At 36.6% G+C, this 22446-nt stretch carries 17 protein-coding genes; 12 read left to right on the top strand and 5 right to left on the bottom strand.

Translation table 11 applies throughout. The features are described from left to right. Positions 1 to 474 precede the first annotated feature (474 nt). Both ESZ36_RS19475 and ESZ36_RS19470 read left to right on the top strand, forming a co-directional pair. Entirely contained in the window at positions 475 to 993 is a 519-nt protein-coding gene (locus tag ESZ36_RS19475; RefSeq protein ID WP_146790961.1) for a helix-turn-helix domain-containing protein, read from the top strand. Further along, entirely contained in the window at positions 993 to 1241 is a 249-nt protein-coding gene (locus tag ESZ36_RS19470) for a hypothetical protein (protein ID WP_146790959.1), read from the top strand. The genes ESZ36_RS19475 and ESZ36_RS19470 overlap by 1 nt, the downstream gene beginning before the upstream one ends. Before the next feature lie 326 nt (positions 1242 to 1567). On the opposite strand, the gene ESZ36_RS19465 is transcribed toward ESZ36_RS19470, so the two are convergent. Together ESZ36_RS19465 and ESZ36_RS19460 are read right to left on the bottom strand one after the other, a co-directional pair. Further along, positions 1568 to 2038 (bottom strand): hypothetical protein, encoded by a 471-nt coding sequence (locus ESZ36_RS19465; RefSeq protein WP_146790957.1) that lies wholly within the window; start codon positions 2036 to 2038, stop codon positions 1568 to 1570. A gap of 2 nt (positions 2039 to 2040) precedes the next feature. Next, positions 2041 to 3159: a plasmid recombination protein gene (locus ESZ36_RS19460; protein WP_146790955.1), complete on the bottom strand. Its 1119-nt coding sequence runs from the start codon at positions 3157 to 3159 to the stop codon at positions 2041 to 2043. Between the two features lie 457 nt (positions 3160 to 3616). On the opposite strand from ESZ36_RS19460, the gene ESZ36_RS19455 reads away from it, so the two are divergent. From ESZ36_RS19455 to ESZ36_RS19415, 8 genes are all read left to right on the top strand, one after another. Continuing rightward, positions 3617 to 3901, top strand: a complete 285-nt coding sequence (locus tag ESZ36_RS19455) for a pyocin activator PrtN family protein (RefSeq protein ID WP_170235895.1) — start codon at positions 3617 to 3619, stop codon at positions 3899 to 3901. Positions 3902 to 4734: 833 nt separating this feature from the next. Then, complete coding sequence (gene speB / locus ESZ36_RS19445) at positions 4735 to 5691, top strand: agmatinase (RefSeq protein WP_146790951.1); 957 nt, start codon at positions 4735 to 4737, stop codon at positions 5689 to 5691. A 521-nt stretch (positions 5692 to 6212) separates the two neighbouring features. Beyond that, a complete protein-coding gene (locus ESZ36_RS19440) occupies positions 6213 to 7586 on the top strand; it encodes a DUF3422 family protein (protein WP_146790949.1) in 1374 nt (457 codons plus the stop codon). 425 nt (positions 7587 to 8011) lie between these two features. Then, positions 8012 to 9433, top strand: coding sequence for an aldehyde dehydrogenase family protein (locus ESZ36_RS19435; RefSeq protein ID WP_146790947.1), 1422 nt, complete (start codon positions 8012 to 8014; stop codon positions 9431 to 9433). Positions 9434 to 9441: 8 nt separating this feature from the next. Beyond that, complete coding sequence (locus ESZ36_RS19430) at positions 9442 to 10845, top strand: APC family permease (RefSeq protein WP_146790945.1); 1404 nt, start codon at positions 9442 to 9444, stop codon at positions 10843 to 10845. 119 nt (positions 10846 to 10964) lie between these two features. Further along, positions 10965 to 11789: a helix-turn-helix transcriptional regulator gene (locus ESZ36_RS19425; RefSeq protein ID WP_146790943.1), complete on the top strand. Its 825-nt coding sequence runs from the start codon at positions 10965 to 10967 to the stop codon at positions 11787 to 11789. A 183-nt stretch (positions 11790 to 11972) separates the two neighbouring features. Next, a complete protein-coding gene (locus tag ESZ36_RS19420; protein WP_146790941.1) occupies positions 11973 to 13370 on the top strand; it encodes an NAD(P)/FAD-dependent oxidoreductase in 1398 nt (465 codons plus the stop codon). 215 nt (positions 13371 to 13585) lie between these two features. Next, complete coding sequence (locus ESZ36_RS19415; protein ID WP_146790939.1) at positions 13586 to 14509, top strand: manganese-dependent inorganic pyrophosphatase; 924 nt, start codon at positions 13586 to 13588, stop codon at positions 14507 to 14509. A 78-nt stretch (positions 14510 to 14587) separates the two neighbouring features. On the opposite strand, the gene fadA is transcribed toward ESZ36_RS19415, so the two are convergent. The 3 genes from fadA to ESZ36_RS19400 all read right to left on the bottom strand — a co-directional run bounded on the left by fadA (position 14588) and on the right by ESZ36_RS19400 (position 20446). Then, on the bottom strand, positions 14588 to 15748 hold the full coding sequence (gene fadA / locus ESZ36_RS19410) for an acetyl-CoA C-acyltransferase FadA (protein WP_146790937.1): 1161 nt from the start codon (positions 15746 to 15748) through the stop codon (positions 14588 to 14590). A gap of 15 nt (positions 15749 to 15763) precedes the next feature. Further along, complete coding sequence (gene fadB / locus ESZ36_RS19405; RefSeq protein ID WP_146790935.1) at positions 15764 to 17932, bottom strand: fatty acid oxidation complex subunit alpha FadB; 2169 nt, start codon at positions 17930 to 17932, stop codon at positions 15764 to 15766. 291 nt (positions 17933 to 18223) lie between these two features. After that, positions 18224 to 20446 (bottom strand): bifunctional diguanylate cyclase/phosphodiesterase, encoded by a 2223-nt coding sequence (locus tag ESZ36_RS19400; RefSeq protein WP_146790933.1) that lies wholly within the window; start codon positions 20444 to 20446, stop codon positions 18224 to 18226. A 439-nt stretch (positions 20447 to 20885) separates the two neighbouring features. On the opposite strand from ESZ36_RS19400, the gene ESZ36_RS19390 reads away from it, so the two are divergent. Both ESZ36_RS19390 and ESZ36_RS19385 read left to right on the top strand, forming a co-directional pair. Further along, positions 20886 to 21893, top strand: a complete 1008-nt coding sequence (locus ESZ36_RS19390) for a TIGR03899 family protein (RefSeq protein WP_146790929.1) — start codon at positions 20886 to 20888, stop codon at positions 21891 to 21893. A gap of 167 nt (positions 21894 to 22060) precedes the next feature. Then, positions 22061 to 22441 (top strand): MerC domain-containing protein, encoded by a 381-nt coding sequence (locus ESZ36_RS19385; protein WP_146790927.1) that lies wholly within the window; start codon positions 22061 to 22063, stop codon positions 22439 to 22441. Positions 22442 to 22446: the final 5 nt, after the last annotated feature.

Genomic DNA, 22446 nt, shown 5'->3' with positions numbered 1-22446 from the left:
CCTCATTGAGCAAGCTCAAATCGAAAAACCAGAAAGCGAGCTTGTCTCGCAATGCTCTTGGCGAATAGCCGATAAAAATAAAAAATATTACTAATTTAAAGAACTCGCTATCGCTCAAACACTCGCATTAAAATACTCCTAATAACCTATATTAAAGATATAAGAGAACAGATCTTTTTTTATCCCTAGAAATAAATCTTTTTATTAGATCTATGTAAACCCCACCTTTAAATTAATGTAAAGCACTTTTCTTTTTTCGCTCTACTGCCCTTATATTTAACGACAAACCTATGTAATCCCACCCCAACAAAAACAACTTAACCCGTTGTATTTTAGTTGTTTTATTTTAATTGCATTAATGGTGTTTTTTTTAACGTGGTTGTTAATGTAGCTTCACAAGTTGACAAGTAAATTATTAATGATAAATAAATATTAATGAAAAAAACATTATCCACTACTTAAAAGGAACAAAGAATGGAAAATATAAACGTTATAAGTAATTACACAACAGAGCGCCCTGATGGTCAAATATGCCCTGTTGAAATTGATACGGACAAAGATACTAACGAACAACAAGCAAGGCAAAAAAGCGCCCCGTTTTTTGCTTTTAACAAGCAAAACTATAAGGCCAAGGTAATGCTTGCAAGAGAAGAGCCACTTGCTAATTCTCTTTTTGAGTTTTTTGTTTCAGAAATGGATAAAACAAACGCTATTTGTATATCTATGAGCACACTAGAAAAGCTATTTAAAAAATCAAGGCAATCAATTTCTAAACATATAAAAATTTTAGTAAAAAGAAACTTTGTTGAAATATTTAAAATTGGAAATATGAACGCCTATGCAATCAATGCTTTCATTGTGTTCACTCAAGGGGATTCGAACCTTTGGAAAGCAAAATTTACTGCAACGATATATGCCGATTTTGACGAGCAAAACGAAATGATAAAAAGAGAGTACACAAGACAAATAACAACTAAAAAAGGAAGAAAATAATGAACGCATATAGACATAACGCAATAATAAATACATTCAACAGCAACCCTACAGAAGAGCAAATAATTCAACTTACAAAAGAAAATAAAAGGTTGAAAGATTTTATAATTAAACTTTATGAGGGAACAGATTATACAGTTAATGATATGGTTTCAATGGATAATAATTGTTATGGAATGGCAATTTGGACTTTAACTAATATATATCCTAATGAGTCGTTTTATCAAAAAATAAAGAAGGAAGATTAATTATGTATGGATATGATGAAAGTGATTACAGATCTTGTGATATTTGCGGCAGTGAAGAAAGAGAATTAAACAGATATGAGGGAAATGATATTTGTAATAGCTGTCTTTATCAAGAAACTTACTCTGGTGAAGAATAACCAAATAGGTTAATAAAATGATTTATATAATCAAATTAAAAAACAATAAAAAGAGTCTAATAAACAGACTCTTTTTTATGTCTGTACATAAAAAACACTAACGCAAAAATTAAATATTTTCTTGTTTAATCATTTTTTTTTGTTCAGCAAAAAGACGCTAAACAAAAAAATCGAGCCGCTTCTGATTTATTAAATATTATTGTCATTCTTTGATTTTTTACTTTTTAAATTAATCGAATTTTCAAGCTCTGCCGCTTTTTTTGGATCTATTATTCTTAATGCAGCAATTGCATTTTTTACATCAGTATTTGAAATATCAATTTCAATAATTGATGAATTTATTTTATTATCTAAATCAATTAAAAATTCAGTATTGTTTTCAATTCTGTCTAATAATTTTGTAGATATTTCTCTATTATCTTTTTCTAAATCAGTTTTTCTATTTAAATCATTTTTTAGTTTTTTATTATGTTTTGAACTTAGATTTTTATTATTTTCATTGTTTAAAATAAGTTGTTCCGTCTTTTGTATTTCAGCTTTTGCCGTTGCTAAAAGTACGTTTTTGTCTTGTTCATCTTCGGGCTGGTTTACTTCTAAAATTAACTCTTCTAATAATTGTTTTTTTTCAACTTCCATTTCTTGTAGTGCTGTTTTTTTCATTTTCAAATATCCTTATTTGGTCTGGGTTTATTGCTGTATTTTCTACGATTGTTTATTTTTTTAATACGTTTCTTTTTTGCTTCAACATCGACTTCAATTTTTTGAATTTCATCATTTTTCAAAGGTTTTATTTCTTCAATTAAAATGGGAGCTATATCTGTTTTTTTAGTTAATGCGTCATAGATTGAGAGAGCCATATCTTTAAATTGTTCAGCCCTAGGCATAGCCAAAAGTTTTGAAATTAATTTCGGATTCTTTTCTTTAAAACTAAAAATAAATTTTTTTATTTTTTCAGCATACAAAGCTAAATCATCAAAACGGTTTAAATCATTTTGATGATCAATTATTTGATCTAGGAGATAGTTTTTTTCTTGTAAATTCTTGGAATGATTTTCAACCAGTTCATTATTTTTCAATGCTAATTCTCGAACAAATTCGGCCTTGTTTTTATGATCCTTTTTACTCGTTTTTTTCTTCTCTCCCCTGTCAAAACCAAACTTTTCAAAATACTTGTGCAATAAATCTTGCGAGTTCTCCCAATCCTTCTTTCTCATATTTCTTAAACAAGATTTATTTTTTTGAAAGTCATAATTTAAAAAAATAGCGTGGGCGTGTATGTTTCTTTTAATATATTCTGTTGTAAAAGCTTCATTATCATTTTCTACAGCAACATATTTTTTTTGCTCTTCAATATCTAATTTTTCATATGTATCAAAATCAATTTTTGTTCCTTCATCAAGATGAAACTCAAAGCCTATCGGCTCAAATCCATAAAGATTTTTATACTCTTGCATAAAGTCTTTGGTGGCTTGTTCTACCTCGTCTTTTTTACCGTCATTTAGACACTTTTCAAACTGCACAGAGTCAAATATTAAAACACTATCAATAAACGTATTACTGTTGCTTTGAAGAGCTAATTTATTAGCTTTTTTTGCTTGATCTAATTTATTTTTATAATGTGTTTTTAAATCAGAATCTCCAAAACAAAAACCAAAATTATTTTTAGTTAAAGATTCAATTGAATTAACGTTTATAGCCATATTTCGCAATACGTGATCAATCTCTCCGACATTACTATTTTTATAATATTTTGTATTCATTGCACAGTATTTTTTACCCATTTCTTAAACTCCTTTTATATACAATGAACCATATAAAAAATGTTAATCAAGGGCTGATAAAAGGGACTGTGGAATAATGGCTATAACTACATAAATAAAAAAGATAAGGCTGTGAAAAATAACTGTGCGTAGGACTGTTTTAGCACACTAAAACAGCCACTACGTGACTGTGTGCGCTCTTCGAGGACTGGGGAAACCCCAGACCCGTCAACCTACGTTTGACCCGTTTTACTCTCGCAAGCTCACTTGATAAAGCAATTTGCAGAGCTTGATATGTTTTTTAAATTAAGATGAATTAAGTGTTTTTTTTTAGTAATATATAGGTGTTGAGTAAAAGGAGTTATGTCAACAAAGCAAGTTAAAAGTAATAGTTTGCAATTTCAGCAAGTAAATAAAAATCATTTTAGCTTGTCGGTTAAGCAGCCGAATGGCCCAAATTCTCAACTGGGTCCAAACTATGAAAAAGCAAAAAAATGATAACTTTTCACTAACTCATACAATACTTTTAGAACAGTTCGGAAGCGTGATTATTCCCGTTGAAGAGCTTGCAGAATCGTATTTACATCTTGCACGAAGAACAGCTTTAAATATGGCGAAAAGGCATCAATTGCCTTTTCCTTGCTTTAAGCTGGGAAACTCTAATAAGTCTCCATTCGTTGTGCATTTGAATGATCTAGTAGAGTTTATTGACAGAAGAGTTGCAGAGGAAAGAAGGGTATGGAAAGCCTTCCAAATTGGTTGATTCTTTTGTATAAAATAAAGGTAGCTCTATTTTTTAGGGTTGCCTTTTTCTTTAATTCAAATCTGAAAGTCTCTTTTACAACATCTTTGACCCCTCATATGACCCCACGGAAACCAACAGCTAAAGTAAAAAATAAAACGCCTTTAATAACAATGATATAGGTGTTATATTTCTTGGTGATGTGTCCCATCGAGCATGGGCGCAACGGAGAGCTTGTGATTTATTGTAGCGATTGATTTATGTGGCTTTGGAGTCAATATTGTAGTCATTTGATTATACCTTTCATCGCCTGTCCTGTCATTGATTTTCGTTTAAGGTGTTCTAAATTCGCCCCATTCTGGGTAGGACGATTAAGGATAATACAATGACATCAGTAACAATTGATAAACGCCAAAAAGCTCACGGAGAGTTTAGCTACCGTTGCACAGTTCGCGTAAAAATAATGGTGCTATTACACATGGAGAATCGGAAACACTCAGTAAAAAGAATTATCAAAGGCATGGAGCAAAATACTCAAAGAAGCAGAAGAGCTATATAGTATTGTTACTCAGGCAATGTATCCTCAAAGCGACCTAGTTGAGTAAAGTAAAATACTAAAATATTGTAATTATTATTCTGTAGCTGAGTACTTATTATCGATAAACCTCCTGAACCCCCTTAAATAATGTAATAAAAACACGATTTCACCCTCTTTTGGGTATAACCAAATCACTCGTAACTTGTTACATTCAGAGTAGGCAATAGAGCATGCTCATGAATAAGCTATACAGAGCATAGTTAAATTTACATTATTAGGTGTATAGGGCAAAGATTACACTTATGAGGAGCAGGGTATGACAGATAATAATTTTAATCAGCCATTAGGTGGTAATCAAATGCCACGGTTTGGTGGTCCAGGTACCATGTTTCGGTTACCAAGCAGTGAAATAAGCAATGCATTAGATATAGGCATTGTTGGCGTGCCGTTGGATATTGGTGCGAGTAACCGAAGTGGAACACGCTTTGGCCCTCGTTCAATACGTAATGAATCTGTCTTAGTACGTCCTTATGGTATGTATACTAAAGCTGCTCCCTTTGACAGTTTCCAAATTGCAGACATTGGTGATGCGCCAATAAACACATTCAACCTTGCTGACTCTATTCGAATTATTGAAGCGCATTACGATACAATTATGGCGAGTAATATTAAGCCAGTAACTGTTGGTGGCGATCACACTATAAGTTTACCTATCTTGCGGGCATTACATAAAAAGCATGGCACCATGGCATTAGTCCATGTGGATGCTCATGCAGATATTAATGATTCAATGTTTGGTGAGAAAGAGTGTCACGGCACTATTTTCAGACGTGCCATTGAAGAAGGTTTAGTTGACCCGAAAAAAATGATTCAAATTGGCCAACGCGCAACGGGTTACAGCTCAGGTGATTTCCAATGGGCGGTAGACCGAGGAGTAAGAGTTGTTCAAGCAGAAGAGTGCTGGTTGAAGTCCTTAGTACCATTAATGGGCGAAGTTCGTGACATTATTGGCGAAAGTATGCCAACCTACTTAACCTTTGACATTGACGGTATTGATCCTGCATTTGCACCGGGAACTGGCACGCCAGAGCCTGCGGGGCTAACTTCACCCCAAGCCTTAGAGATCATTCGAGGCATGTACGGTACTAACCTTATTGGTGCTGATTTAGTTGAAGTATCACCGCCATATGATACTTCGGGCAATACCTCATTATTAGCGGCAAACCTTGTTTTTGAGATGCTTTGTAGCTTTCCAGGCTGTATTCGTAGATAAATATAGATCGGTTCACACTGACCGATAAATAACTGTCGAGAATTAAAGTGTTGCAGTGAAATAATCAAAAAAGGCGTATACCTCAAGGTATACGCCTTTTTTATTGTCTGCTGCAGTCAAGCCGCGATGTTCAAATATTGAGGTGAAAGTAGTAACTCAAGGTAAATCCAACACAACGATAGCTTTTGGGATGATCGAATGTTACTTGAAAAGCTCATTATGTTTGATAAGTGTAAAACTTAAGGTGTAATGTTTTGTATTTAACATGGAGTAAAATTGGTATTCAATAGATAAAAGAGGTTACAGCAAAGGTAATTTAGTAGCACAAGTGAGTAAGGCAGGTACTGCGGACACTGAGCTTGTTATTAAAAAGGCGAGATATACATTAACAATGTGGTCAGCTAAATCGGCTAATGAGCTCGTCAGCTTATTACGTAATTGGTTTAACTTAATAATGCACAACCAAGATGACTTGGATCTGAACTAGTTAAGCTAAGTAACGAAAATAAGAGGAAGTACAATTGGAACTTTTTACCGCTAACGTTAGCCCTGAAAAACAGGGGATAACCAAAGCTAACGCCTTGATTCAACCGAATCATAAAGCGTATGGCCAATTGAATAAGCATCCTTATTTTAGCCAGAATTATGCCGATTTACATGCTAGACCTTTTCCTGTTTCGAATATTCCTCTTCGTGTTTCACAAGTTTGTTTTTTACATCAAGAGGATGATAGTCAAGCCATTGAATTATCGCACTTACATGAGTTGTGCCATCGATATAGCGTCAACCCCCCGTTAGCCAATGCTTCGTGTTTTTACCAAAAAATGGGTGAATATGAAATTAGGTGGGAACGTCATACTGAATTCAGTAGTTATACCTTTTTAATACATGACAGCGGATTGAAACCTTTTGATTGTCCACCTGTGGCCTTAGTGCCAATTGATTGGCTTGAGGGTATATCAGGTGAGCTAATTGCTGCCGTGCATATTGATGCTTTAAGTGAAAATAGCGTTACTTTAGAAAGAGATCATTTACGTCAATACTTTGAGGGCCAACGATTAATGGGCTCTGAGTTACATAATGGCGAGGCTATTATACTCAGCGCATTACGATTACATGAGGATAACTTTAACCGGATTTTATTGGTTAATACTAGCTTAAATGAATGCCAAAGTGGTCGAGTACTCAGAGCATTGTTAGAGATTGAAGCGTATCGAAATATGACCTTACTGGCTTTTCCGATTGCACAACAAGTTAGTGTCAAAGTAAGTAAAATGGAATCGCAATTGGCAATGTTGCTCAAGAAGCAAAAAGATATTAAGTCATCAAATGATGAGCAGCAGCAATTAGCAGAGTTGTCATCGATGGCTGCCAATATTGCTGAACTAATTGCCAGCTCTCGTTATCGTTTTGACGCAGGAAGTGCTTATTATCAAATGGTTAAAAGTCGCCTTGCTGAATTAGAAGAAAAAGAAATTAATGAATTACAGACCTTTAATGCCTTTATCGATAGACGATTATCTCCTGCTTATCGAACCGTACTTGCAGCAAAACGCAGGCTTGATGATTTATCAAGTCGAGTAGATCGCGCTAGTGATTTCTTACGCACACGTATTGATATGGCTATTGAAGCACAAAATCAAGCCTTACTGAAATCAATGGATAAAAGAGCTCAGATGCAATTCAACTTACAACAAACTGTTGAAGGACTTTCGGTAATTATCATGACTTATTACGTACTCGCATTGTGCAAATATTTATTGGATGCGACCAGTAGCCTTGGCTTTACTTTTAATAAGGCGGTAGTCATGACGTTGTTGATGCCAATTGTACTTATGAGCGTCTGGATATTTAGTCGCCGTATAAAAAATGCAATAAAGAAAATAGCTCCCTGATGGTAATAATTTACTAGGGTCTGTTGAACTTTCAGTTTGTAACTCTGTTGCACTTGAAAAAGATGACAATCGAGGCGCTTCATTCAATATTTGGTTGTTCCAAATGCGAATGAATCAACAAAGAGTGACGCTTTTTCAAGGCAACCCGAAGGACTATGGCTAATTTTCAACCTAACATCGTTGAAAATTATTAAAGTCGAGCGACTACATAGCACTCTCTTCGCCTTGTTAACTTAAAAATTAGCCTATAGCAGAGACTAAAATGAAAGGTCAATAGACCCTTGTTAACAATGAAATAAGTTTTTTATTTATACAATTACGAACAGAATTTTGAATGGTGTGGTTTGTGTACTCCCCTAAAGGGGGTACTTAACTTGATAGGGCTAGCATAGTCTAAGTTATTATTTTTATAGCAGGATCAGAAAATGTATACATATAAAAAGTTCTATATTGATGGTGATTGGCAATTGCCAAGCACTGAAGACACCATTGATGTGATCAATCCAGCTAACTCAGAACTTTGTGCTAAAACACCCAGTGCAACTATTGAAGATGTTGATAAGGCAATAGCCGCAGCTAAAAAAGCATTTTCGCAGTGGACAGCAACAACACCAGCAGAACGAAGCCAGTTAATCGTTGCTATTGCAGATGAAATGCAAAATAGAGTAGATGATTTTACCAATGCTATATCCACTTCTATGGGGTGTCCGAAACACCTTGCTTTAGATATTCAAGTGCAAGGCGCTATCGATGCCTTTAGAGGTTATGCAGACATGACGTCTTATGTTGATGAATCAACAACGGAACATGGGGTAATGCAGTGTAATTCTGCTGTCGGTGTTTGCGTGTTAATAAACCCGTGGAATTACCCGTTATCTCAACTCGTTGGAAAGATAGGCCCAGCATTAGCAACCGGTTGTACTATTGTTGCTAAACCCGCAGAGCAAACGCCTTTACAAGACCTTATTTTGGCTGAAATCTTTGACAAAGTTGGCGTACCTGCTGGCGTATTTAACGTTATTACCGGTTATGGTTTCAAAATTGGTGAGCATTTATGTTCACACCCTGACGTTGATATGGTGTCGTTTACTGGCTATACAGGGGCGGGCATTAAAGTTGCTCAAGCGGCGTCGACAACGGTGAAGCGTGTTTGTCAGGAATTGGGTGGTAAATCCCCATTTATTATCACTGAAGGTGCAGATTTAGCTGCAGCTGTTCGATATGGTGTTGAAGATGTCATGATTAACTCGGGTCAAACATGCTGTGCATTAACGCGTATGTTAGTCCCTGAGTCGCTTTATCAACAGGCGATTGTGATTGCCAAAGCAGTAGCAGAAGAAAATGTGGTTGGTGACCCACAAGACGAAAACGTTACCATGGGGCCTTTGAGCTCGTCCTTACAACAAAAAAGAGTTTTAGACTATATCAATATAGGTATTAAAGAAGGTGCTGAACTTGTAACCGGTGGATTAGAAATTCCTGCTCGATTACAACAAGGCGCTTATGTAATGCCAACAATTTTTACCAATGTCACCAATGACATGACCATAGCACAAGAAGAAATCTTCGGACCTGTGTTATGTATGATCCCTTATTCAGACGAACAAGAAGCAATTAAAATTGCCAATGATACTGTCTTTGGGTTGTCATCTGGTGTTTTTGCAAAAGATGCAAATGCTGCAATTCAAATAGCTCGAAAAATCCGTGCTGGACAAAGTTATATTCAAGGCACATATTTCAACTCTCATGCACCGTTTGGTGGCTTTAAACAGTCAGGAAATGGCCGTGAATGGGGTGTTGAAGGATTACGCGAGTTTATTGAAGTGCAGTCTTTAATTATAACTTAGGGGAAAGTATGAGTGAACTACATTTACATGAGAAAACGCTTGGGAAAAGGGATATATTCTTATTCTGTATTTCTGCCGTATTACTATTAGATACCTTAGCTGCTGGGGCCGTAATGGGACCAACAGTTATATTTTGGTGGGTAATACTGACAATATTTTTCTTAGTGCCTTTCGGTGCTATCAGCACTGAACTGGGTTCGGCTTATCCAGAACAAGGTGGTATTTATGCTTGGGTAAAAAGAGCATACGGTCAAAAAATGGCATCACGGATTAGTTGGTATTATTGGTCTAATGTTGCGGTGTGGGTGCCTGCTATCTTCATTCTTTTTGCAGGAGTATTCTCTCAAATATTCATGCCTGATATGTCGTTAACGGCACAAATCATTATGGGTGTGGTACTTATATGGATAGTAGTTTTTGTTAATGTTGTCGCCTTAAATGTGGGTAAATGGATCCCAAATATTGGCGCAGCTATCAAGCTAATCATTTTTGCATTATTAATTATCGGTGGCATCTTGTATGGCATGGAGCACGGTATTGCGAATGAATTTACCTTAGCAACGATGATCCCAAGCACAGAAAATGGCGGCTTGAGCTTACAATACTTACCCGCGGTTGTTTACGGCATGTTGGGTTTTGAATTAGCCAGTGCAAGTAGTGCTGAAATGAAAGACCCTCGTAAAGATTTACCTAAAGCTGTTTTTTCATCAATTGCTGTAGTAGTAGGTGCCTATATCTTAGCAACAACTGCGATATTAATTGCACAGCCGGCTGATAAAGTGGATGTGGTTGATGGTTTGATGGATACCTTAGGTCAGTTCTTCGGCGGTAGCCCATTGGGTGATGCTTTTGTTGTTATTCTTGGTGTTGGTGCACTGTATACCTTCTTCTCAAATGGCGCGACGTGGGCAATGGGTGCTAATCGTGCAGCAGCAGAAGCGGCGATTGACGATGAATTACCTGCATTATTTGCGGTTGAATCTAAGCATGGTACACCGGTAGGTGCATCAATTTTACTCGGTGTTTCTGCTTCAATATTACTGATTTTATATGGTGTGATGGCGGGTAATAACGAAGATTTATTCTGGTCTTTATTTGCTTTTAGTGGTGTTATTTTCATGTTGCCTTACGTCGCTGTGTGTACAGCATTTGTTAAAATACGTGAAACGCATATTGGTATTAATGGCAAAATTGCAGAGGATGGCACGTTTAGATTTCCAGGTAGTCCTAAATTTGTGAAAGCTTGCGCCTATCTTTGTGCAGCAATATTAATGGTCACGATAACGCTATTTATTTATGTGCCAGGCGAAGGTGTTGCTTGGGAAGTATTATGGGGTGCCATTGGTGTTATCATTTTGGGTGAAGTAGTCACTTATCGTGGTACGAAAAAAATGAAAACAGCTACAGCGTAGCCAATATTAGTTTAGGTATTGCAATCGTTTGAAACAGCGACTCTTTTGAGTCGCTGTTTTGTTTGTATTTCAAACTTTACTATTATTAAATAGGAACTTTTGTTAAGTGCGGTCATTTTATGAAATTAGATAAATACAGTTTAGCGCTAATTGAACTAACCCAGCATGTAGGTACAGAGCATTTTTATTCTAAATTGAAAGACTTCTTTAAAGTTACTTTTGATTTCGATGAGCTACTTATTTTGCAATTCCATAAGTCTGCTGATGCACAATTACTTTATCGATATGGAAATGATGGTAAAAAAAATAGGTTGTATGGTGAGGAGTCTTGGCGCTATTTAACACGTTTATATGTACTAGACCCTTTCTATCGACTCTTTACTGATAAAGGTAAGGAAGGCTTTTATTCTCTCGATGAAATAGCGCCGGATGAGTTTTCAAGCAGTTACAGTTCTTACTTTAATTTTTTATCGCTGACTGATGAAGTCGGTTATCTATTCCCGATAGATAAGGATAATTGTTTACACCTTGATATTTCTCGATTTGGCAATACCGATAAATTTTCGTCTACAGATAAAACAAAGTTTAAACAGCTAGTTACCCCTATTCAAAACCTATGTAATAGCCACTTAGCTATGATGGGTGAAAACAGCGAAATTACCCATTCAAATGTTGAAAATGCTTTGCTTAATTTCGGTAAAGACATCTTAACTAAAAAAGAATATCAGGTGTGCCAATTATTACTCCAAGGGCATTCCACTAAAGCCATTGGCACTATTATGACCATTGGCTACGAAACAGTAAAAATGCATAAAAAAAATATTTATAGTAAAACGTTTCTATCAAGCCAATCAGAACTATTAGCTTTGTTTATTGATATTTTACAGTCAGAGTCATTAGAAAAAAATGTCGACCATTTATCCATTTATGTTGATGAACAATAATTCCTACCAAAAAATTTATTAGCTACCTCTTAGGGGGTATCTAAAAACTCCCATCAGGTTAACTTAGTACTATAAAACTAAGATGGTGTGTATGAGGAGTATTTATAAAAGTAAGACTTTTATAAATAACTTACTTTGTAACGGTTACTCACACCAATGTAATATTATAGAGGAGTTAGTACTGTGCAAGATCAAGCGAAACTAGCATTAGAAAATACAAAATTCACCCCATTTTGGTTAGACAACCCAGCTCGTCCAGCGGTTGAAGCTAAACTCACTACTGCGATTAAAACCGATTTATTAATTGTTGGCAGCGGTTTTACCGGCTTGTGGACAGCGGTACAAGCAAAAGAGCAAAACCCTGATAGAGCAATTATTGTTATAGAAGCGAATACTGCTGCAATTGGTGCTTCGGGTCGTCCAGGTGCTATCTTATCTACTTCGTTAATGCATGGTATGGAAAACTCTAATCGTTTATTCAAACATGATATGGAAGAGTTGGAACGTCTCGGTAAAGAGAATATGGACCAATTCCGCGACACCATTGAAAAATACAATATTGATTGTGATATTGAATGGAACGGTGAATTAACTGTTGCGGTAGGAAAACATGGTATTGATGATATTGAAGGTGAACATGAGCTATATATTAAATTTGGTCACGATGCTCATTTATTAGATAAAAAGCAAATACAAGCAGAGATTAATTCTCCACTGTTTGAGGGAGGTCTTTGGTCTAAAAAACGCTCTGGGACTATTCATCCGGCAAAAATGGCGTGGGGATTAAAGCGCGTTGCAAAAGAACTCGGCGTAGTGTTTTATGAAAATACGCCAATGTTGACCAGTAAAACGCAAGGACAACACGTTTTTGTTAATACACCTGAAGGGAGTATTACGGCCAATAAAGTTATTTTAGCGACTAATGCATTCACTAAACATAAAAAGAAAATTAGCTCTCGTGTAGCCGCTATTCGCGATCGTATTGTTATGACTGAGCCGTTAACTGATGAACAGCTTGCTGAGCTAGGATGGAAAAACCGACAAGGTATTTACGATACACGTACTCAGTTAAACTACATGCGTTTAACAAAAGATAATCGAGTCTTATTTGGTGGTCGATTAGGTTACTTTTTTGATAATGATACCGATCCTGAACATGACAAAACCCCTGAGCCATTTATTAAGTTGGTGGGAATGTTATATAAAACATTACCTGCATTAAAAGATATTAAAATATCTCATGCGTGGAGTGGTCCCATTGCTTTAACAACAAGAATGGCAGTGCATTATCAGTATTATCACGGTGGCAAAATGATTTATGCCGGTGGTTATTCTGGTTTTGGTGTTACAGCAAGTCGCTTTGCATCTCGCGTTGCCCTAGCGATTGTTGATGATGTTGACATTCCTGAGCGTAATCTAGAATTTGCCAAAACCGTTCCTGCTTGGATCCCACCTGAGCCATTTCGTTGGATTGGTGCCAAGATCACTATGTATGCATTAGATACTTGTGATGCAAAAGGTGGCTGGAGAATACCTTGGTTAAACCTTGTTGATAAAATGGGTTTCCCTTTAAAACCATAAATAAGTCAGATTGGTATTATTTATATCCATATTACCTTAAAATTTTGAAACCCGAATTTTGAAGCATCACTAATATGGCAGTAACGCTAAAGCGTTATTGTGATATTGGTTCAGGTGATTATTTAAGTTATAAGATATCAGTAAGCACTGCGTGATGAGCATACACAATCCATAGTTATTTTGGTAGAATGGAATAATTTAAGGAGAGCACTTTTATGCCAAATTACGTTGTAGGACACAAAATACCTGATTCAGATTCTATCTGTTCAGCTATTGCATTATCATATTTAAAAACCACTCTAGGCGAGGAAACTGTTCCTGCTCGTTTAGGTGAACTTACCCCTGAAACAATGTTTATCTTGGACAAGTTTGGCTTTGAACAGCCAGAGCTAAAAACTAGCTACGCTGGCGAAGGCGTTTATATTGTTGATCACAGCGATATTGAACTTGCTCCAGACGATATTGATGAAGCGACTATTTTAGGTATTATTGATCATCACAAACTTGGTGATTTAACAACGTCTACACCGCTTGAAATATGGGTTCGCCCAGTAGGCTGTACTAATACAATCATCAAGATGATGTATGATTTCAATAATGTTGAGATCCCAAAAAATATTGCGGGCGCGATGATGTGTGCCATTTTAAGTGATACCGTTATTTTTAAATCACCAACCTGTACAACTGCAGATATTAAATGTGTAGAGGCATTAGCTGAGATTGCTGGTATTGAAGATTTTAAAGAACTTGGCATGGACATGTTTAGAGTAAAATCTGCTGTTGAAGGTACTCCTGTTAGAGATCTAGTAAAACGAGATTTTAAAGATTTCAATATGAACGGTAAAAAAGTGGGTATAGGCCAACTTGAAGTTATTGATTTAGCCGTTTTTGATGACATTAAAGATGCGTTATATGCTGATATTGCTGAGTTAAAAGCTGAGGGTGACCGACACAGTGTTTTCCTACTATTAACTGATATCATGAAAGAAGGCTCAGAGTTGTTGATTGCGAGCGATAGCGATACGTTAGCTGAGCAAGCATTTGGTGTTACACCAAAAGATGGTAAAGCTTGGTTAGAGGGTGTACTTAGCCGTAAAAAGCAAGTTGTACCACCACTGCAAGAAATTCTTCTTAAATAGTTATACCAAACGGATTAATTTATTTAAGACAATAAAAAACCCAGCAATTGCTGGGTTTTTTATGGCGATAATTAAATATTACGCACGTTCAAATACTGTTGCGATACCCTGACCTAAGCCGATACACATAGTAGCTAAACCAATATTAACATCTTGCCCTTCCATTAAGTTAATCAGCGTACCTGAGATACGTGAACCTGAGCAACCTAAAGGATGACCAAGTGCAATAGCACCACCATTTAAGTTAATTTGATCCATTTTATCTTCCACTTTTAATGAGCGAACACAAGACAATGCTTGTGCAGCAAAAGCTTCATTAAATTCAAATAACTCAATATCTGCAATAGATAAACCAGCACGTTTCAATGCTTTCTTCGTAGCAGGAACAGGACCAAAGCCCATAGTAGCAGGATCGCAACCAGCAACGGCCATACCACGAATTTTAACGCGTGGTGTTAAACCTAATTCTTTTGCTTTATTAGCAGACATAACTAACATTGCTGAAGCACCATCTGATAATGCTGATGAAGTACCGGCAGTTACCGTACCATTGACCGGATCAAACACTGGACGCAATGCTGATAAGCTTTCTGCCGTTGTTTCAGGGCGAATTACTTCATCATGTTCAACTAACGTTAGTGCACCTGTAGCATCATGACCTTGTGTTGCAACAATTTCATTATCCCAACGACCAGCCAAGTGTGCCTCATGAGCTTTTTGATGCGAACGTGCACCAAAAGCATCTTGCATTTCACGCGTAATGCCGTGTTGCTTACCCAATAACTCAGCAGTTAAGCCCATATTACCAGAAGCTAAGGCAATATTTTTATTCAGTGCAGGATCAAAATCAACATCATACATCATAGGTACGTGACCCATGTGCTCAACACCGCCAATAAGGAATACATCACCCTGTCCAGACATAATGCTAGTACTTGCTTGATGCAACGCTTCCATAGAAGAACCACATAAGCGGTTAACAGTAACGCCACCAATAGATTTTGGTAAACCAGCAAGTAATGATGCATTACGTGCAATATTAAAACCTTGTTCTTTAGTTTGCTTCACACAACCCCAAATAACATCTTCAATGTCTTCTGGGTTTAATGCAGGATTACGTACTAAAATTTGTTTCATTAAGTGCGCTGATAATGCTTCAGCACGTACATTGCGAAAAACACCGGCCTTAGAGCGACCCATTGGAGTTCGTATGCAGTCTACAATTACAACTTCGTTCATTTTATTCTCCTCGGCTTAAGCTAATTTAACATCTGTAGTGAAGTAAGATTTACCTGATTTTGCCATTTCACGAAGGCCATCAGTCACATGATAAATTTCACCTAAATCAGCATACTTATCAGCCATTGCGATGAAGTTATCTAAACCAAGCGTTTCTAAATAGCGAATTGCACCACCTCTAAATGGTGGGAAACCAACACCATAGATTAAGCCCATATCTGCTTCAGCTGCGGTATCAACCACACCTTCTTCTAGACAACGAACAACTTCATTAACCATAGGGATCATCATACGAGCAATAATCTCTTCGCTGCTGAAGTCTTTCTTATCAGCGCAATGCTGGCCAAGTAATTCGTAAGCAACAGGAGCAGGAACTTTCATAGGACGACCACGTTTATCTTTGATGTGATCATAAAAGCCTTTGCCATTCTTTTGACCTAAACGATCATTAGCATACAGAGTACTTACTGGATCATTGTCAATTTTTTTCATGCGCGTAGGGAAACCAGATGACATAACACCTGTACAGTGATCTGCAGTATCAACACCAACAACATCAAGTAGATATGCTGGGCCCATTGGCCAACCAAATTGTTTTTCCATTACTTTATCGATAGCGGTAAAGTCGGCACCTTCAAGTACTAACTGACTAAAACCAGCAAAGTAAGGGAATAAAACACGGTTTACATAAAAACCTGGGCAATCATTAACAACAATTGGAGACTTACCCATTTTCGCTGCATAGGCAACGACGGCAGCAACAGTTTCATCCGAGGTATCTTTACCGCGAATAACTTCTACTAATGGCATTTTATTTACAGGGTTGAAAAAGTGCATACCACAGAAATTTTGTGGACGTTTTACACTCTGTGCTAATAAATCAATTGAGATAGTAGAAGTATTTGAAGTAAGAATAGCATCTTCACTGATGACACCTTCAACTTCAGCTAGAACCATGCCTTTAACTTTAGGGTTTTCAACAACAGCTTCAACAACAATATCTACATCTTTAACACTGTCATAGCTTAATGATGGAGTGATGTTGTTTAACACACCAGCCATTTTCTTGGCATTCATACGGCCACGTTCAACTTGTTTAGTTAATATGCCCGTAGCGGTTGTTAAGCCTAAATCAAGTGCTTGATCATTAATGTCTTTCATAATGATCGGCGTGCCTTTATAAGCTGATTGATAGGCAATACCACCACCCATAATACCTGCACCTAAGACGGCTGCTTTATTGACAGCTTTTGTCGCAAGTTTACTTGCTTTTTTAGCTTTGCCTTTAATCACTTGGTCTGCCATAAACAAACCAATTTGTGCTGTTGCTGCATCAGTTTTTGCTAATTTAGCAAAACCGGCATTCTCCGCAGCCATTGCGCCAGTGCGATCTAAGTTAGCACTCGCAATCAATGTATTTATCATGACCATTGGTGCTGGGTAATGCTTACCTGCTTTCGCTGCAATCATACCTTTACAGGTAGTCGATGACATGACCAGTTCAGTTGCTGATAAGTTTAATTTTTCGAGTTTAGGCTGACGTTTAGCGCGCCAATCTAGTTTTCCATTAATTGCCAATTTAAGCATGCTAATAGCAGCAGCGTGTAAATTTTCTGGCTCAACAACGGCATCAAGAACTCCTTGTGCAAGCGCTGCTGCTGGTTTAAATGCTTTGCCTGTTGACATCCACGTGGCTGCATTATCAAAGCCAATAAGTCGAGGTAGGCGTACAGTACCACCAAAACCAGGCATCAAACCTAGTTTAACTTCTGGTAGCCCGATACTGGCAGTAGTAGCTGCAACTCGGTAATCACATGCTAGCGTCATTTCACAACCACCGCCTAAAGCAATGCCATTAATAGCGGCTATAGTGGGTAATTGAATATCTTCAAATGAGTCAAAAACGTCTGAGGCTTTTTTTGCCCAAGATGCTAAGGCATCTTCTGGCTGGCTAAATGAAACTAAAAATTCTGTAATGTCAGCACCAACAATAAATGTTGATTTGCCTGAAGTAACTATTACGCCTTTAGCTTCACTGCAGTTATTAATTGCGGCCACTACGGCTATATATTCTTCAAAAGTTGCTTGATCAAACTTATTTACTGATCCCTGAGCATCGAACTTAAATTCTACAATGCCGTCTTCGAGTAATTGGGCTGAAAGGCTCTTGCCTTGATATATCATGCTTTGTCTCCTTCACCTAAAAGTGGTGTTGATGTTTTGATGATTAATCTAGATTTTTTAGTGCCATTCTGCACTCTAAAAAACGTAGATAACTAATAATAGCTGACTGAGTGTGCCTTGAAAAAAAGTGAAATGCAACGATTTTAAAACAGGTGTTTTAATTGTGTGTATGTTTGTTTTTTGTATAGCGACTAATAACAGGCAAATAAAAAAGCACTCCACCCATATTTAGGGGAGTGCTTTCATAAATTTTATCGTTTTGAGTGAAGCTATAATTAATATTTGGAAGAATTAACTTTGTTGATGTAAAAAATTGATGAACTCTTCTCCTGGCATTGGCTTAGCATAATAGAAACCTTGCACTTCATCACAGCCTAATTCAATTAAACGCTCTTGCTGTTCAATTTCTTCAATGCCTTCAGCAATAACTTTAAGTTGCATCTTTTGACCTAAGTTAATAATAGTTTCAGCAATAACGGACTGACCTTCTTTATTAATATCTGTGACAAAAGCGCGATCAACTTTTAGGCGATCAAGAGGAAGTTTTTGCAAGTAACTTAATGAAGAGAACCCTGTACCAAAATCATCTAGTGCTATGCTTATTCCTTGAGCTTTTAACTTGGTTAATGCATCAATGATGATTTGTGGCTCATCCATTAAAATATTTTCAGTAATTTCTAGTTCAAGTTTGTTTGGCTTAATTCCATGTTGAGTCATTGTATTTATTATATTATCGACAAAATTATCTTGTCTGAACTGTGGAATAGATACATTGACTGAAATACTAAGGTCAGAAAAGTCTTCTTCTAATATTTTTAGTTGTTTACAGGCCTGAGTAATAACCCAGTCGCCGATTTCAATAATTAACCCTGAATATTCAGCTAAAGGAATAAAAACAGCAGGAGAAACAAATTTACCATCAGCAGTACGCCAACGTAGTAAAGCCTCAGCACCAATAACTTTACCTGTAGTTAACGATAATTGTGGTTGATACCAAAGTTCAAGACAGTTATTTGCAAAATCATTTCGCAGTTGGCGAATCATGTTTAGACGCCATTGCATTTGATCTTCTATATCTGAGTGATAATAAGCAAAGTGTTCTAAACGATTCTTTTTGGCAATATTCAAAGCAATATTAATTTGATTTAATACTTGTACGCCACTACTTTGAGCCTGCTCTTTAGTACATAAACCAAAACAAGCATTGATGGGGAGGTGTTGTTCACCTGCTGCAAAAGGCTGGTGGAATAAAGCGATTAAACTTTCAGGGGTTAAACAATCGGCCGGACCAATAATACCAAAAACGTCTGCACCCACCCGTGCCAGTTGACAGTCAGAACCTATACTTTGAATTCGTTGACCTACTGCTGATAGCAGTTTATTGCCGATATCTTGTCCTAAGGCATCATTGATATCACTGAAATGATTTATATCAATTAAGGCTGCAACCGTATTTTTACATTCATTTTGAGCAAAATCATCAAGTAAGCGTACAAACTCTAATCGATTCGGTAAGTTGGTTAACCAATCTCTGTAAGCCGCATTGGTGAGCTTTTGAAATAGGTGGACATTTTCATAACCTACAGCGACGCCGGTTAAAAATACATTTAATAGTTGAGTTTGGATTTCGGTTAGCGGACTAGAAAGTTTGACATGAATAACTGCACGATAATCACCTTTAGCAACATAAAGATTCAGGCTATCATCGAGATACTGATGCTTTTGTTGTAAGAAGCACCCTTTTACTTGTTTGCTTGCTTGGTGATCTTGTAACGTATCAATTTTTTGATTGAGTAGGCTATCATCAAAGCCCATTTGTGCTAAAACATAAAAACTCAAGTCATCAATATTATCAATAATACCTTGACCTCTAGCGCAAAAAACTGCCGATACATCATCACTTATGAGGGTTCTTAATTGTGATAAAACACTTTGACTAAAGGTAGAAAGAGAATGCTGTGATGATAATTCGGTAGCACCAGAAACAATTTTCTCAAGACCTTGACGGTTCTCATTGACGGTAGCTATTTGTTGGAAAGAACGAATAGCTGCAAAAACGGTAGTGACTAACTTTCGACGAGTTAGCTCGGTTTTTGTCTTATAATCATTAATATCATATTCTTTTATGACACTTTCTTCGGGAGCATAACCAGGTTGTCCGGTACGTAAAACAATACGGATATCTTTTCGCTGTAATGTTTCTCTTATATATTTGACAACATTTAAGCCAGCATCATCAGTTTCCATAACTACATCGAGTAGTACTAGAACAATATCATCATTATTTTCAATTAGTTGACAGGCATCTTTACCTGAATAAGCATGTAAGTACTCAAGACGGCGTCCTAATACGATGAGATCCGATAATGCTAATTGAGTCACTGAATGAATCTCTGGATCATCATCAACAATTAGAACTTGCCAAGTTTCATTACTGCCAAACGCTAAAATCTCGTCTTCATCACTATCATCGATGAATAAAAAGTCATCATGTGAATTTTCTGATGCTTGCATACCGCCCTCATAACTAAGCATATTATCTGGAAATATAAATAGTTAAAATTGAAATTTATTGTATTGAGCTTAACTATAACTCAGTACTACTTTTTTACACCATTGGGCGTGATAATGAAACCTGTTTGGTAATATTTTATTTGTTTTATTTTACTGAGTTATAATAAATTGAATTTAATCATGTATCGTTAGCCTAGCTTTTGACATAGTGTGTTAAAACGTATATACCCATTCCACTTGAAGATGCATGATTCAGCTGGAATTAGAAACGCCTTTAGGCAAGACATTGATTGAAGAGAATAGTTATTCTATTGTCGAAATCAATAACGCAGCATAGAGCATTTCTAAACCAGTCCTTTGGAGAAGGCTGAGCAAATCATACTCTGCGTTACCTTTCTTTTTAAGGGAATGACCCTTAATAAAAAAATGCGCCTTGATTATGAATCGCTCAGACTTCCTGAAACGAGCATCTTCAAGTGGAACGGGTATAGGCATCAAGCGAAATATTTCTGCTTATTTTAAGGGTACTGAAAAGGGAGGTAATACAGTGAGTAAAGACAAATCAGATGTTGTGATACTTGAAAAGGATGTTAAAAACGACGGTGATAATACTGCCATAGTAAAGAGTAATAAATCGACTCAAAACTCAACAGAAGCCGGCGCATCTCAACAGTTTTTGAAGCTCGCTAAAAGATTTGTTATTGATGGGGCTTTGTTACCTGAAGAAAAACAAATGCTCATTGAAGATCGAACTGTGAAGCGAGCCAGACTGAGCCAATTACGCAAGCAGCAAAATATCGAAAATATTATGCAAAAAACGCTTAGTTATTGTGCAAGTTTTGAAATCGGACAAAGAACAGATCATGACTGGTTCAGCCGCTATATCGCGTTATCTGAAGAAGTAAGTAATCCGACTATGCAAGATTTGTGGGCAAAGATATTAGCGGGAGAACTCACTAAACCTGGGTCTTTTTCATTCAAGGCCTTACAAGTTTTTCGAGATATGAGTATTTATGATGCGAAACTATTAGCGAAAGCTTGCTCATTAGCGATAAAAGATCCCAATAAAAAAAATATTCGGCTAATTACTGGTGCTTATCAACAACCAGGCCTGTTCAATTTTTTCTCTAAGCAGCGACAGCAATATTGTAACTTAAGTCACTATGGTTTGAATTATGCGGATCTACTCGCTTTATCAGAAAATCATCTTATATATTTGCAAGAAAGTGAGTCGAGCTTATTAAGTAAGAACGATTCTCTACAATTTACATATAACGGTTTGGCATTAAAGTTAACGGCAAAAAAATCAAATGTTTGTTTACAGTTTTATAAGTTTACCCCGCTAGGGGCGGAACTTGCTCACCTAATTAGTGATAAAAGCAATGATGAATTTTTTGAGCATTTAAAGAATATGTTAACTCATTATTTTGTTGTTAACCGTGATTAAATAGCAATACTATTTAGTAGGTCACACCCCAGATGTATGAAGAACCCTAACTTGCATCCTTAACGTAAATTTACTAATGTTATATTATATCAATTGTGATATTATCTCACTTTCAAGGTCGACGTCGGCCAGTTAAAAGTAAATTACTCTAGATTCGCGGAATAAACATGTTAGATAGAATAGGCATTACAGCAACTTCCTTATGTGCATTACATTGCATTTTATTACCTATTTTATTGCCAATGCTACCTTTGCTTGGTTTAAGCTTTCTAGCTGATCATGCTTGGGAACATGTTTTTCTGCTCATGACTGCGGCTCTTGGTACTATCGCATTGTTTTCTGGCTTTAAACGTTATCACAGACGTTTGTATCCCTTCTATTTGCTTTATTTAGGCGTGGCTTTATATTGGATTAAACACGACTTTTCTCAAGAGTTAGAGCCATTTTTTATTATTGGTGGCGCGAGTCTTATTATTGCAGCCCATTTCATTAATATTAAGTTATGTAATAGCTGCAAGCAATGTGATGACGAAACTTGTAGTAGTTAAGTACC

The sequence above is a fragment of the Colwellia demingiae genome, assembly GCF_007954275.1.
Taxonomy (GTDB): Bacteria; Pseudomonadota; Gammaproteobacteria; order Enterobacterales; family Alteromonadaceae; genus Colwellia; species Colwellia demingiae.
The sequence above is the reverse complement of the archived record's forward strand: the minus strand, read 5'-3'. Positions and strand labels throughout refer to the sequence as shown.